At 64.4% G+C, this 14,567-nt stretch carries 12 protein-coding genes; 10 read left to right on the forward strand and 2 right to left on the reverse strand.

What is annotated here, in order from left to right; all coding sequences use genetic code 11:
• Positions 1-227 precede the first annotated feature (227 nt).
• From IC232_RS17810 to IC232_RS17840, 7 genes are all read left to right on the forward strand, one after another.
• Positions 228-2,021 (forward strand): acyl-CoA dehydrogenase C-terminal domain-containing protein, encoded by a 1,794-nt coding sequence (locus IC232_RS17810; protein ID WP_190846326.1) that lies wholly within the window; start codon positions 228-230, stop codon positions 2,019-2,021.
• Between the two features lie 125 nt (positions 2,022-2,146).
• Complete coding sequence (locus tag IC232_RS17815) at positions 2,147-3,355, forward strand: acetyl-CoA C-acetyltransferase (RefSeq protein WP_190846327.1); 1,209 nt, start codon at positions 2,147-2,149, stop codon at positions 3,353-3,355.
• 142 nt (positions 3,356-3,497) lie between these two features.
• Complete coding sequence (locus IC232_RS17820) at positions 3,498-5,705, forward strand: FAD-dependent oxidoreductase (protein ID WP_190846328.1); 2,208 nt, start codon at positions 3,498-3,500, stop codon at positions 5,703-5,705.
• Positions 5,706-5,858: 153 nt separating this feature from the next.
• On the forward strand, positions 5,859-6,368 hold the full coding sequence (locus tag IC232_RS17825; RefSeq protein ID WP_190846329.1) for a DinB family protein: 510 nt from the start codon (positions 5,859-5,861) through the stop codon (positions 6,366-6,368).
• On the forward strand, positions 6,365-6,913 hold the full coding sequence (locus IC232_RS17830) for an acyl-CoA thioesterase (protein ID WP_190846330.1): 549 nt from the start codon (positions 6,365-6,367) through the stop codon (positions 6,911-6,913). The genes IC232_RS17825 and IC232_RS17830 overlap by 4 nt, the downstream gene beginning before the upstream one ends.
• Positions 6,914-6,965: 52 nt before the next feature.
• Entirely contained in the window at positions 6,966-7,589 is a 624-nt protein-coding gene (locus IC232_RS17835; RefSeq protein WP_190846331.1) for a 2-hydroxychromene-2-carboxylate isomerase, read from the forward strand.
• Positions 7,590-7,597: 8 nt separating this feature from the next.
• Positions 7,598-8,296 carry an aspartate/glutamate racemase family protein gene (locus IC232_RS17840; protein ID WP_190846332.1) on the forward strand — a complete coding sequence of 233 codons (699 nt, stop codon included), beginning with the start codon at positions 7,598-7,600 and terminating at the stop codon, positions 8,294-8,296.
• A gap of 169 nt (positions 8,297-8,465) precedes the next feature.
• On the opposite strand, the gene IC232_RS17845 is transcribed toward IC232_RS17840, so the two are convergent.
• On the reverse strand, positions 8,466-11,975 hold the full coding sequence (locus IC232_RS17845; RefSeq protein WP_190846333.1) for a PAS domain-containing hybrid sensor histidine kinase/response regulator: 3,510 nt from the start codon (positions 11,973-11,975) through the stop codon (positions 8,466-8,468).
• A 72-nt stretch (positions 11,976-12,047) separates the two neighbouring features.
• Positions 12,048-12,962 carry a LysR family transcriptional regulator gene (locus IC232_RS17850; protein WP_190846334.1) on the reverse strand — a complete coding sequence of 305 codons (915 nt, stop codon included), beginning with the start codon at positions 12,960-12,962 and terminating at the stop codon, positions 12,048-12,050.
• 100 nt (positions 12,963-13,062) lie between these two features.
• Here IC232_RS17850 and IC232_RS17855 point away from each other — a divergent pair, with 100 nt between their 5' ends.
• The 3 genes from IC232_RS17855 to mscL are packed head-to-tail and all read left to right on the forward strand — an operon-like array spanning position 13,063 to position 14,528.
• Positions 13,063-13,497, forward strand: coding sequence for a DoxX family protein (locus tag IC232_RS17855; protein WP_190846335.1), 435 nt, complete (start codon positions 13,063-13,065; stop codon positions 13,495-13,497).
• A gap of 11 nt (positions 13,498-13,508) precedes the next feature.
• Entirely contained in the window at positions 13,509-14,036 is a 528-nt protein-coding gene (locus tag IC232_RS17860) for a VOC family protein (RefSeq protein WP_190846336.1), read from the forward strand.
• Positions 14,037-14,093: 57 nt separating this feature from the next.
• A complete protein-coding gene (gene mscL, locus IC232_RS17865; RefSeq protein WP_190846337.1) occupies positions 14,094-14,528 on the forward strand; it encodes a large conductance mechanosensitive channel protein MscL in 435 nt (144 codons plus the stop codon).
• Positions 14,529-14,567: the final 39 nt, after the last annotated feature.

Here is a 14,567-nt window from a genome sequence, read left to right on the forward strand (position 1 = left end):
GGTCCGGAGGGCTTTTCGTTTGTGCGCTGAAACGCGCGAGGAGGGGTGTGGCCCAAGAGCGGCCGTCAGGCCTTTGAGCCGGCACCCCATCTCCATCGATCCCCTAAAGATTTACCGCCCCGCCTCTTCCAAACCGGGCTTGATAGTTTATATGTGAACTATCTGCTTGGCCGTGATCTTTTCGTATGGGAAGATGCGTGCCGGAATCCGACCTGGGAGACATCCGAATGCCGGTCTACAAGGCCCCCATCGAAGACGTCATGTTCCTTCTGAAGGACGTGTTCCCGATTGAGCGCTACAACAACCTGCCCGGTTTCGCCGATGCGACGACCGACACGGTGGAGGCGATCCTGGCCGAGGGCGCCAAGCTCTGCGAGGAGGTGTTCGCGCCCCTGAACCTGTCCGGCGACCAGGAGGGCTGCACCCGCAATCCGGACGGGTCGGTGACCACGCCAACGGGTTTCAGGCAAGCTTACGAGGCTTATGCCGCCGGCGGCTGGATGGGTCTCGCCGCACCTGAGGAATATGGTGGGCAGGGGCTGCCCTCCGTTCTCAACACCATCATGCAGGAGTTCGTCTCCTCGTCGAACCTGGCGCTGGGCATGTATCCGGGCTTGACGCAAGGCGCCATCGCGGCGCTCATCGAGCACGGCACCGAGGAGCAGAAGCAGATTTATCTGCCCAAGATGATCGAGGGCACATGGACCGGCACCATGAACCTCACCGAGCCCCATTGCGGCACGGATCTCGGGATGCTCAAGACCAAGGCCGTGCCGAACGGCGACGGCTCCTATGCCATCTCCGGCACCAAGATCTTCATCTCCGCCGGTGAGCACGACATGGCAGAGAACATCGTCCATCTGGTGCTCGCCCGCATCGAGGGCGCACCCCAAGGCACCAAGGGCATCTCGCTCTTCGTGGTGCCGAAGGTTCTCGTGAACCAGGATGGCTCGCTGGGTGAGCGCAACGGCGTCTCCTGCGGCTCCTTGGAGCACAAGATGGGCATCCACGGCAACGCCACCGCCGTCATGAACTACGATGGCGCCAAGGGTTGGCTCGTGGGTCAGGAGAATCGCGGTCTCAACGCCATGTTCGTGATGATGAACGAGGCGCGTCTGGCCGTCGGCGTGCAGGGGCTGGCCCAGTCCGAGGTCGCCTACCAGAACGCGGTCGCCTACGCGAAGGACCGTCTCCAGGGCCGCTCGCTCACCGGCGCGAAGTTCCCCGACAAGCCCGCCGATCCGATCATCGTGCATCCTGACGTGCGCCGCACGCTCATGTCGATCAAGGCCTTCAACGAGGCGGGGCGCGCGCTCATCGTCTGGACCGGTCTCAACAGCGATATCGCGCACCGCTCCTCCGACGACACGCAGCGCCAGACCGCCGAAGATTACATGGGCCTCATGACCCCGGTGGTGAAAGGCGTGCTCACCGATCTCGGCTTCGACAATGCCGTCAAGGCGCAGCAGATGTTCGGCGGCCACGGCTACATCGAGGAATGGGGCATGTCGCAGTTCGTGCGCGATGCCCGCATCACGCAGATCTACGAGGGCGCCAACGGCATCCAGGCCATGGACCTCGTCGGCCGTAAGCTCGGCAAGGACGGCGGCCGCGCCGTCATGACCTTCTTCAACGAGGTCGGGGCCTTCTGCCAGGAGAACGCGGGCGACGAAAGCTTGCAGTCCTATATCGCTCCCCTGCAGCAGGGTCTCGGCCATCTCCAGCAGGCCACCATGTGGTTCATGCAGAACGCAATGGCAAAGCCCGATAATGCGGGCGCCGGCGCCACCGACTACATGCATCTCTTCGGCACCGTGGTCATGGGCTATATGTGGGCCAAGATGGCGAAGGCTGCACAGACCCGAAAGGCTGAAGGCAACGGCGTGGCCGACAAGATGGACGCCAAGCTCCTGACTGGCCGCTTCTACATGGAACGCATGATGCCTGAGACCGCCACGCGCCTGGCCCGCATCACGACGGGCGCGGACACGACCATGGCGCTGCCGGCTGAGGCGTTCTAAGTAACAAACGCGATCCAGACCGAAGTGCCGGGATCGCGTGACGCGTAAAGCGCTCTATTCTGCCAACGATCCCGGGTTCTGCTCCGCAGCCCCGGGATGACACATGATCGTTCTGGGAGGCCGCCATGGCTGAAGCCTATATCTACGACGCCGTTCGCACGCCGCGCGGACGCGGCAAGCCGGATGGTTCGCTGCACGAGGTTCCGGCGGTGGACCTCGCCGTCACGACGCTGGACGCCATCCGCCGCCGCAACAACCTCGACCCGAAGCTGGTGGAGGATGTGGTGCTCGGCTGCGTGGATCCCGTCGGCGAGGCCGGCGGCGATATCGCCCGCGCGGCGGCGCTCAAGGCCGGCTTCGGCAAGGAGGTGCCGGGCGTTCAGATCAACCGCTTCTGCGCCTCCGGCCTCGATGCGGTGGCGCTCGCCGCCGCGCAGGTCATGTCGGGCATGAAGGACATCACCATCGGTGGTGGCGTCGAGTCCATGAGCCGCATCGGCATGGGCGCCTCGGGCGGCGCATGGCCGGTGGATCCGGGCATTGCCATCGACAACTACTTCCTGCCGCAGGGCATCTCGGCGGATCTGATCGCCACGAAATACGGCTTCTCCCGCGACGATGTGGACGCCTATGCGGTCGAGTCGCAGAAGCGCGCCGGAAAGGCCTGGGACGAGGGACGCTTCTCGAAGTCCGTGGTGCCGGTAAAGGACATCAACGGCCTCACGATCCTCGGCAAGGACGAGCACATGCGGCCGCAGACCGACATGCAGTCGCTGGGCCAGCTCAAGGCCGCCTTCGTGCAGATGGGCGAGATGGGCGGCTTCGATGCGGTGGCGATCGCGGCGCACCCGGATGTGGAGTTCGTCAACCACGTGCATCACGCCGGCAACTCGTCGGGCATCGTGGATGGCGCCGCTGCCGTGCTCGTCGGCAACAAGGAGGGCGGCACAAAGGCGGGCTTGAAGCCGCGCGCGCGCATCAAGGGCTTTGCCTCCATCGGGTCCGATCTCGCGCTCATGCTCACCGGGCCCATCGACGTGTCGGAGCTGGCCCTTCGCAAGGCCGGGATGACCAAGGACGACATCGATCTCTTCGAGATCAACGAGGCGTTCTCGTCGGTGGTGCTGCGATACATCCAGGCGATGGATCTCGACCCCGCGAAGGTCAACGTGAACGGCGGTGCCATCGCCATGGGCCATCCGCTCGGCGCCACCGGCGCCATGATCCTCGGCACCGTGCTCGACGAGCTGGAGCGCACGAACAAGCAGACGGCGCTCGTCACCCTATGCGTGGCCGCCGGCATGGGAACGGCTGCGATCATCGAGCGGGTTTGAGGGAAAGCAACGCAAGCATCCTCATCCTGAGGAGGCGCGAAGCGCCGTCTCGAAGGACGAGGATGCGGTTCAAGTGCACATTGGACCATCCTTCGAGACGCAGCTGCGCTGCTCCTCAGGATGAGGTCGGAGGGAGAACGAAATGAACTTCACCAATTTCCGCTTCGAAACCGATGCCGACGGCATCGCGCTCGCCACCTGGGACATGCCGGGCCGCTCCATGAACGTCATCACCCCCGAGGTAATGGGTGAACTGGAGCGGATCATCGAGACGGTTGTGGGCGACGAGGCCATCAAGGGCTGCGTGATCACCTCCGGCAAGGAGGCGTTCTCGGGCGGCGCGGACCTCACCATGCTGCAAGGGCTTGGCGCGGAATATGCGCGCCTTGCCAAGGAGAAGGGCGAGGAGGCTGCCATGCAGTTCTTCTTCAACGAGTCGCGCAAGCTCTCGCTGCTCTATCGCCGTCTCGAGACCTGCGGCAAGCCGTTCGCCGCGGCCGTGCATGGCGTGTGCCTCGGCGGCGCCTTCGAGCTGGCGCTCGCCTGCCATTTCCGCGTGCTGTCGGATGTGGATTCCACCCGCGTCGGCCTACCTGAAGTAAAGGTGGGCTTGTTCCCCGGCGCCGGCGGCACGCAGCGCGTGGCGCGTCTCATGCAGACAGGCGATGCGTTGCAGATGCTGTTCAAGGGCGAGCAGATCCGCCCGCTCATGGCACGCAACATGGGCCTCGTTCATGCGGTCGCACCGCGCGACGGGATCGTACAGGCGGCCAAGGACTGGATCAAGCAAGGCGGCTCGGCCGTCGCGCCCTGGGACCAGAAGGGCTACAAGCTGCCCTCCAACAAGGTGTTCTCCGCCGCCGGCATGCAGATCTGGCCTCCGGCCAATGCCATCTACCGCCGCGAGACGCAGGACAACTACCCGGCGATCCGCGCCATTCTCGAATCCGTCTATCAGGGCCTCCAGCTGCCGATGGATCTCGCCTTGAAGGTGGAGTCGCGCTGGTTCGCCAAGATCCTGCGCTCGAAGGAAGCGGCGGCCATGATCCGCACGCTCTTCATCTCCATGCAGGACCTCAACAAGGGTGCGCGCCGCCCGAAGGATGTGCCGGCCACAAGCCTCAAGAAGGTCGGCGTGATCGGTGCGGGCTTCATGGGCGCGAGCGTCGCCTATGTGACGGCGAATGCCGGCCTTGAGGTCGTGCTCATCGACCGTGATGTGGAAGCCGCCGAGAAGGGCAAGGCGCATTCGCACAAGCTCATGAGCGATCAGGTCATGAAGGGCCGGGCCAAGACGGCGGACCGCGACGCGCTGCTCGCACGCATCACGCCATCGGCGGACTACAATGATCTCAAGGATTGCGATCTCGTCATCGAGGCGGTGTTCGAGGATCCAAAGGTGAAGGCCGAGGTGATCGGGAAAGTCGAAGCGGCGATCCGTCCGGACTGCATCTTCGCCTCCAACACATCGACCCTGCCGATCTCAGGCTTGGCCCAGCAGTCGAAGAACGCCGGCCAGTTCATCGGCATCCACTTCTTCTCGCCGGTCGAGAAGATGATGCTGGTCGAGGTGATCATGGGCAAGGAGACCGGCGACAAAGCGCTCGCCACCGCGCTCGACTATGTGCGCCTGATCAAGAAGACGCCCATCGTGGTGAACGACTCGCGCGGCTTCTTCGCCAACCGCTGCGTGCTCGCCTACATCCTCGAAGGCCACCTTATGCTGACAGGGGGTGTTCCGGCATCCATGATCGAGCAGGCGGGCAAGCAGGCCGGCATGCCGGTGGGGCCGCTCTCCCTCAACGACGAGGTCGGCGTCGACCTCGGCCTTAAGATTCTGCGCGCCACCAAGGCGCAGCTGGGCGATGCCGCCATCATCCCTGAGCAGGAGCAACTGCTCACCACCCTGGTGGAGCGGGAAGGTCGCTTCGGCCGCAAGAACCGCAAGGGCTTCTACGATTATCCGGAAGGCGGCCAGAAGCGTCTCTGGCCCGGCCTGAAGGATCTGCAGGTGGATACGGCGGCGGCCGAGCTCATCGACATGGACGAGTTGAAGCAACGCCTGCTCGTGACGCAGGCCCTGGAGGCGGCGCGCACGGTCGAGGAGGGCGTGGTCACCGATCCGCGCGAGGCGGATGTGGGCTCGATCCTCGGCTTCGGCTTCGCGCCGTATACGGGGGGCGCGCTGTCCTACATCGACTTCATGGGTGCGAAAGCCTTCGTGGAGCTGTGCCAGAAGCTCCAAGCCAAGCACGGCGCCCGCTTCGCGCCGCCGAAGCTGCTCGTCGACATGGCAGCAAGCGGCGAGACCTTCTACGGACGCGCTGCCAAGGAGAAAAAGGCAGCTTAAAGCAGCGGTCATCCCGGGGCTGCGCAGCAGAACCCGGGATCGTCGGATGAGAATGGCGCCACATTCCTGAAGCGATCCCGGATCTTCGCTGCGCTCCGTCCGGGATGACGACAGGGTGCCGCTTCCGGAAATGAACGACATGAGGGAAGTCCCATGAAGCAGCACTTCGCCATGATGGCGGGCTATAATGCTTGGTGCAACGAGCGCCTCTATGAGGTTGCCGCGCAACTGCCCAATGCGGATTACCGCGCTGATCGCGGGGCGTTCTTCAAATCGGTTCACGGCACTCTCAACCATCTCCTCGTAGCTGACCGAATCTGGATGAAGCGGTTCACGGGTGAAGGAGCGGCGCCGAGCCAGCTCGATGCCATCCTGTTCGAGGCGCTCCCCGAACTTCGCGCCGCGCGCCAGACGGAGGACGAGCGCATCGTTGCCTATATCGGCAACCTGTCCGAGGCTGCTCTGGCGGGACAGATCCGCTACCACACGATCGTAAACCGAACCGAGATCCAGCAGCCGCTGACACCGGCGCTGGTGCATTTCTTCAACCATCAGACCCACCATCGTGGGCAGGTTCACTGCCTGCTCACCGGGTTTGGCCTGCCCGCGCCGTCGCTCGATCTCATCCTGTTTCAGCGCGAGACAGGAATTGGCCTCGCATGAATCTCTGGCTTCGCATCCTCCACCTCATCATCGCGTCCTTTGTCCGGCCGAAGCTCAACCCGGTGAGGGACGTGTCGCGCCTGACTTTTCGCGTATGGCCTCATGATCTCGACACGTCGCTGCACATGAACAACGGGCGCTACTGGACGCTCATGGATCTCGGCCGCACGGACCTGATGATCCGCTCCGGCCTATGGCGGCCCATCCTCAAGCACGGCTGGGTGCCCGTGGTGGCCGCGGGGCAGATCCGGTTCCGGCGTGAGCTGAAGCCTTTTCGCGCCTTCACGATGGAGACGCGCATCCTCACCTGGTCGGACAGCCATGTGGTGATGGAGCACCGGCTCGTGTCCCGGAACAAGGATGGCAGCCCGATCCTGAATGCCATCGCGCTCGTACGGGCAGGGCTCTACGACCGCAAGGAGCGGCGCTTCGTTGCCATGGAGCGCCTTCTCGGCGAGATCAGCGTGCAGGCGGAGGCGCCGGTTGCCGCCCCCGAGGTCGAGGCCTTCCTCACCGCGGAAGAGACGTTGAAGAGCGCGGCGTGATGGTCCAAGCTGGAGCATCGCCGCTCCGGCTTGCCAACCCCGAATCGAGCCCATGCCCCGCATCATCGACTACTACTTCTCGCTCGTGAGCCCCTGGGCTTATATTGGCCATGCGCCTTTCATGGAGATCGCCCGGAAGCATGGCGCTGAGGTCAACTACAAGCCGGTCTTCCTGGGCCGGGTCTTTGCGGAAACCGGAGGCCTGCCGCTGGCCCAACGCCACCCGGCCCGGCAGCGCTACAGGATTCTCGAACTCCAGCGCTGGCGCGACAAGCGGGGCCTCTCCTTCAACATCACCCCGAAACACTGGCCCTTCGACGTGAACCTCGCCGACCGGTTCGTGATCGCCATCAACGCCTCCGGCAAGAGCCCGGACGCCTTCCTGCGCCGTGCTTACGCGGCCGTGTGGGAGGAGGAGCGCAATCTGGCCGATCCGCTCGTGCTCGCGGAACTGGCGGAGCAGGCCGGGCTCGACTCGTCCTCGCTCATGGATGTGGCCACCGGCAGCACCACCGAGGCGATCTACGCCCTCAACCTCGAGAATGCGGTTGCGGGCGACGTCTTCGGCTCTCCGGCCTATGTGCTCGAAGGCGAGGTGTTCTGGGGCCAGGACAGGCTTGACCTTCTCGCCGATGCCCTGGCGAGCGGCCGCGCGCCCTACACGCCAAATCTCTAGAGCCCATCATGCAGACCATCGGGCTCATCGGCGGCATGAGCTGGGAGAGCTCGGCCGAGTATTACCGCATCATCAATCAGGAGACGAACCGACGGCTCGGCGGGGTGCACTCGGCGCAATCCCTGATGTGGTCCGTCGATTTCGAGGGGATCAAGCGTCTTCAGCATGAAGGCGAATGGGAAAAGCTTGCGGATGCGATGAAAGAGGCGGCCATCCGGCTGGAGCGCGGCGGCGCCGATTTTATCATTCTCTGCACCAACACCATGCATCGTCTGGCCGATGCGGTCTCCTCCGCAGTCAACATCCCGCTGCTCCATATCGCCGACCCCACGGCCGAGCAGATCAAGGCCTCGGGCTTCGAACGTGTCGGCCTGCTCGGCACGGCCTTCACCATGGAGCAGGAATTTTACAAAGGCCGCTTGCAGCAGCGCCATGGCCTCGACGTTCTGGTGCCGGACGAGGATGACCGCCGAGTCGTGCACGAGATCATCTACAAGGAGCTCGTGCTCGGGCAGGTCAGGCCGGAGTCCCGTCAGGCTTATCGCGACATCATCGCCCGGCTGATCGAGCGCGGTGCTCAGTGCGTCATTCTGGGCTGCACCGAGATCATGCTCCTGGTGAAGGATGAAGACAGCGCCGTGCCGCTGTTCGACACCACGACGATCCACGCCGTGGCGGCGGTGGATCGTGCGTTGCAATCTGCGTGACATGTCCGTTCCGGCTAATTATCTCACAACACTTCATCCTGAGGAGGTCACACAGTGACCGTCTCGAAGGAGGCTCCAGTGCTCTATGGAGGATCCTTCGAGACGCCGCTTGCAGCGGCTCCTCAGGAGGGCGGAGCTAAGGGGAGTTCGCGTGGGGCTGAGGCGAAATCTACTCCGCCGCCACTCGGGTGGCCCGCCATTGCGTCAGCAGCGCGCGCAGGGCTGCGGGTTTCAGCGGCTTGTTGAGAACATGGATGTTCATTGCGGCTGCCGCGTCGCGCACGACGGGCGTGCGGTCGGCGGTGACGAGCAGGGCCGGCATGTCGACCTGGGTCTTCCAGCGCAGGGCCTTGATGACTTCGAGCCCATCCGTCTCGTCCAGATGGTAATCGGCGATGATCACCTCCGGCAGGCCCTTGTTCGTGCGCAGGGCCTGGTGCGCGCTCTCCAGGTCCGATGCCGTCCAGACCTCGCAGCCCCATCCCGTGAGCAGAAGGCGCATGCCTTCGAGGATAGCCGGCTCGTTGTCGATGACGAGCACGCGCAGGCCCGACAGCACGGTCGCAGGGGCTTTCGGCGGCTCGGGCGCTGCGGCCGTTGCCGGAAGCGCGGCGACCACGGGCACTTCGACCCGGAACACGGAACCGCGCCCGACCTCGGAATTCAGCGTGATCGGGTGCTTGAGCACGCGGCCGATGCGCTCCACGATGGAAAGGCCGAGGCCCAGGCCTCGCGCGACCTTCATGCCCTGGTCCAGGCGCTGGAACTCGCGGAAGACCACACGCTGCTTGGAGGCCGGGATGCCGAGCCCTGTGTCCCAGACTTCAAGAAGGATGTGTCCGCCGCGCCTGCGTCCACCGACGAGCACGCGCCCGGACGGCGTGTACTTGATCGCATTGGAGATCAGGTTCTGCAGCAGGCGCCGCATGAGACGCCTGTCCGAGCGCACCGTCAGGGAGGAGGGGACGAAGGTGAGCGTCAGGCCCTTGTTCTTCGCCACCGGCCCGAATTCGCGCTGCAACTGGCGGAACATCTCGTCGATGCGGAAGCTCGACCATTGCGGCTTCATGGCGCCCGTATCGAGACGGGAGATGTCGAGAATGGCGGTGAGGATCTCCTCAACCGCATCGAGGGATGCGTCGATATTCTCGGCCAGCGTGACATCGCCTGCTTCGCGATCCCGCTCCACGAGCGACGTGGCATAAAGGCGGGCCGCGTTGAGCGGCTGCAGGATGTCGTGCGAGGCGGCGGCGAGGAAGCGCGTCTTGGAGATGTTGGCCTCATCGGCCTCTGCCTTGGCGTTCCTGAGCGCTTCATTGAGGCGTGTGAGCTCCTCGGTTCGCTCGCGCACCCGCTGCTCCAGGGTCTCGTTGGCGCGCCGGCTCGCTTCTTCGGCGAGAACCGTTTCGGTCACATCCGTGTAGGTGGTCACATGGCCGCCATCGGGCAGAAGATTCGAGCGGATCTCGATCACCTTGCCGGAGGGATAAAGCCTGAGGCGCACCGGCTCCACATCGTGGCGGAAGGAGTGGAGGCGGGCCTCCACGAGATCCTCGATCTTGCCCGGTCCATAGGAGCCGCGCGAGGCGTTGTAGCGCACGATCTGTTCCATGCCGATTCCCACCTGCACGAAGTTGGGCGGCATGTCGTAGAGGTCGAGAAAGGCCTGGTTCCAGGCGAGCAGCCGCAGGTCTCCGTCGATCACCGTGATGCCCTGCTTGGCGTAATTGAGCGCATGCTGGAGAAGATCGCGGCTGTGCTGGATCGCCGCCGAGGCGTCGTCGAGCAGCTTGAGGGCGGCTTCCGTGGAGACGGTGCGGCGGCGCAGGAGCAGCGACAAGGCAAGACGGGAGGACGCGGTGCCGATGGCCGAAGCCAGAAGGTGCTCCGCATAGCGCAGGAGGTGGATATCCGCCTCGGCGCGGATGTCGAGATTTTGTCCGCGGCTGTGGGCGAACCCTTCGAAGGACCGGACCGTGCGCTCCTCGCCGAGGTAGCGGGCGACGGTGGCACGCAGCTCGCCGACGCTCACGCTGGCGCGGAAGAGGCGGAAGCTTGGTGTCGCGGAAGCGGCAGCCTCACCGAGGAAGACGTTGGCCTGGATCTGCTCCATGGCCGTCACGGGCCGCCACAGGGAGAAGGCGATGTAGCTCAGGATGTTGAGCGTCAGGCTCCAGACGACACCGTGGGTCAGCTGGGGCAGGTCGACTCCGAACAGGGACGTGGGCTTCAGCGCCGTGATGCCGAAGGGGCCCGTGACAACCACATCGGACCAGAACACGCCGTCCCAGACGAGGCTCGGCAGGAGGAGCGTGTAGGCCCAGGTCATGAAGCCTACGACGAGCCCGACGCTGGCGCCAAGCGCCGTGCCGCGCGACCAGATGAGGCCGCCGAGGAAAGCGGGAGCAACCTGGGCGATGGCGGCGAAGGACAGAAGGCCGATGGCTGCGAGCGCTGCTTCCCCCGAAGCACGGTAATACGCATAGCCTAGCAGAATGACCACGACGATGGAGATACGCCTCACGCCGATCACGAAGCTGCCGGGATCGATACCCGCGAAGGCGCGCCGCCGCAGCACGATGGGCATGACCAGGTGGTTCGAGATCATCACCGCTACGGCGACGGAGTCGACGATGACCATGGCGGTGGCCGCCGAGAAGCCGCCAAGGAATGCGATCACGGCCAGGGTGCCGGCCTTGTCCATCAAAGGCAGGGCAAGAACCGTCATGTCCCGGTCGACGGCTCCCTCGGGAAAGGCCGCAAGGCCTGCCAGCGCGACCGGAATGACGAAGAGATTGATGAGCAGGAGATAGACCGGGAACAGCCAGGCTGCGCGCTTCAAATCCGAGATGTCGTGGTTCTCCACCACTGTCACATGAAACTGACGCGGCAGGAGTATGGTGGCGCAGGCTGAGAGCAGGATGAGGGTGATGTAGCTGCCGAAGCCGGAGGTCAGCCCCATCAGGTCGGAGCTTGTGCCCTGGGCGTTGAGGCGCTCCAGGATCCCATCGTAGCCGTCGAACATGAGAAACGTGATGTAGCCGCCGATCATCAGGAAGGCGACGAGCTTCACCAGGGACTCGATGGAGATGGCGAGGAGAAGGCCGTTCTGGTGTGCCGTGGCATCCGTATGGCGCGTGCCGAAAGCGACGGCAAAGCCCGCCAGCACGAGGGCGACCACGAGGGCGAGATCGCCGAGGAACGGAAGTTGCGACAGGGATGCTCCGTCCGCATCGGACAGGAACACGTCGAGGGATGAGGCGACCGCCTTCAGCTGCAGGGCGATGTAGGGAATGGAGCCGACAAGGGCGATCAGGCTGACGAGGGCTGCCACGCGCTCGCTCTTGCCGTAGCGGGCCGCCACGAAGTCGGCGATCGATGAAATGTTCTGGGTCTTTGCGATCCGTACGATGCGGGCGACCAGCGGATAACCCAGCCCGATCACCAGGATGGGGCCGATATAGATGGCGAGGAAGTCGAAGCCCGAGCGGCTGGCGAGCCCGACCGATCCGAAGAAGGTCCAAGACGTGCAATAAACCGCCAAGGCGAGGGCCGCGATCGTGGAGCGAGCCGGCCCCTGAACGAAGCGGCGTCCCCAGTTGTCGCCCCAATAGGCCACCGTGAACAGGAAGCAGAGATAGACCAGTGCCGACAACACGACGGCCCAGGTGGCGACCATAGGCGTAAACCCTCGAAAACAGACCTCGGTTAGCTTTAGCCGTTTAAAGGTGCAAAGGCCATCGCCAGCCGGTCACAGGCCCCGGTCCCAAGCGGGCTCCGGTCCGAAGCGCTGCGCCAGGAACGCAATGAAGGCGCGCACCTTCGCCGGCGCCTGGCGGCCGGAGGGCAGGACGGCGTGGATGCCCGGCTGATAAGTCGGGTAGGCGCCGAGCACGCGCACGAGCCTGCCGTCGCGCAGGCAATCGCCGACAATGAAGGTGGGCTGATAGATGAGCCCCTGTCCGGCGACGGCTGCGGCCAGCAGCGCATCGCCATTATTGGCCCGCAGGTTGCCCTGCACCGGCACGACAATCTCGCCGTCCTGGCCGAAGGGCCAGCGGTTCGCCCCGATGGCGCTCGGCAGGGTGTAGCCAAGGCAGTTGTGGTGGGCGAGATCGTCGAGTTTTTCCGGCGTACCATGCTCCTTCAGGTAAGTGGGAGCGGCGCAGACCACGGTGCGGCAGGGGGCAAGGCGCCGGGCGACGAGGCTCGAATCCTTCAGCCGCCCGATCCGGATCGCCAGATCCCACCCTTCCTCGATGAGATCCACGTAGCGGTCGGCGAGGCCGAGATCGAAGGAGACGGCCGGGTGGAGGCGGGTAAATTCAGGCAGGGCCGGGGCGATGTGCCGAAAGCCGAAGGTGAGGGGCACGTTGAGCCGCAGGGTCCCGCGCGGCTCGATCCTGTCGAGGCTGGCAGAGGCCTCCGCCTCCTCGATCTCGGCCAGAATGCGATCGCAGGCCGCGAGGTAAGTCCGCCCGCCCTCGGTCAGCACCAGCTTGCGGGTGGAGCGGTGCAGCAGCTTGACCCCGAGCCTGCCTTCGAGGGCAGCCACATGCTTCGTCACCATGGTCTGGGAGAGGTTGAGCGCTCGCCCCGCGGCCGAGAAGCTGCCGAGAGTGGCGACGCGAAGGAAGACCTGCATGCTGGTGACCCGGTCGAGCATGGGATGATTTCACTCTATCAGTGTGAGTTGATATTCCTGGGCAGGGATTATCCTATCATTGGTTTGAGGTCATATCGACGGACCATTCTGGAGATCCTCGATGATTGACACCCGCACTGCTCCCTACGCCGCCCTGATCCTGCGCATCACCCTCGGCATCCTGTTCCTGGCCCATGCCGGCCTGAAGTTCTTCGTGTTCACGCCGGCCGGCGCCGCCCAGTTCTTCGGCAGCCTCGGCCTGCCTCCGGCTCTGGCCTATCTCACCATCGCGGCGGAAGCGTTGGGTGGCATTGCCCTGATCCTCGGCCTCTTCACCCGCTGGGCGTCCCTGGTCCTGATCCCGATCCTCGTGGGCGCCATCGTTCTGGTTCATGGCAAGGCCGGCTTCTTCTTCAGCAACCCGAACGGCGGCTGGGAATTCCTCGCCTTCTGGATCGCGGCGCTTGCGGCTCAGGCTCTGTTGGGCGACGGCGCTCTTGCTCTGCGCCTCGGAACGGCGAAGACTGCTCCCTCGCTGGCTACACGTTCAGCCTGAGGTTCATCACAATGTCGAACCCTATCTCCCAGAACGCCACCAGAACCCTGGTGGCGCGGCCCATCGATCCAGGCGTCCGGATCGGCCATGTCCACCTCAAGGTGGCCGATCTCGATCGCGCGCTTGCCTTCTATTGCGGCGTGCTCGGCTTCGAGCTGATGCAGCGCTATGGCACCCAGGCCGCCTTCGTGTCGGCCGGTGGCTATCACCACCACATCGGCCTCAACACCTGGGAGAGCCAGGGCGGGTCCCCGCCGCCTCCCGGCACCACGGGGCTCTACCATGTGGCGATCCTCTACCCCACGCGGGCTGCCTTGGCCGATGCGCTCTACCGGCTTGCCGAGGCCGGCATCACGCTGCAGGGCGCAAGCGACCATGGCGTGAGCGAGGCTCTTTACTTGAGCGATCCCGACGGCAACGGCATCGAGCTTTATGTCGACCGGCCGCAGGACCAGTGGCCGAGGACGCCGGATGGCGAACTCCAGATGGTCACTCGCCGACTGGACCTGCAGAACCTGCTCGCTAGCCGGGAGGCTTGACGAAATTCTTAAGTAGGGCAGCCTGAAGCTTGAGACGAAGCGACAAGAGGCCCGGTTATGTGGAACGAGTTCAAGCAGTTTGCGCTTCGCGGCAACGTGGTCGATCTCGCCATCGGCATCATCATCGGGGCCGCTTTCAGCAAGATCGTTGATTCACTGGTCGGCGACATCTTCATGCCGGTCATCGGGGCCGTCACCGGCGGCCTCGATTTCTCGAATTACTTCATGCCCTTGTCCGAAGCGGTCACGGCTCCCGCCTTGGCAGAGGCCAAGAACCAGGGCGCCGTGCTGGCCTGGGGCAGCTTCATCACGGCCGCCATCAACTTCATCATCATCGCGTGGATCCTGTTCCTTTTGGTCAAGGGCATGAACCGCCTGCGGCGCAAGGAGGATGCCAAGACCGGTACCGCCGATAAGCCTGCCGAGCTTCCGGCCGATGTGAAGCTTCTGACGGAAATCCGCGATCTGATGAAGACGGGCCGGACGCTCTGAATCATCACCGGTTTCGATCGGATCCTTCGTCTTTTGTCA

Origin of the sequence: Microvirga sp. (assembly GCF_014699075.1) — a bacterium.
In the GTDB taxonomy this organism is placed as follows: domain Bacteria; phylum Pseudomonadota; class Alphaproteobacteria; order Rhizobiales; family Beijerinckiaceae; genus Microvirga.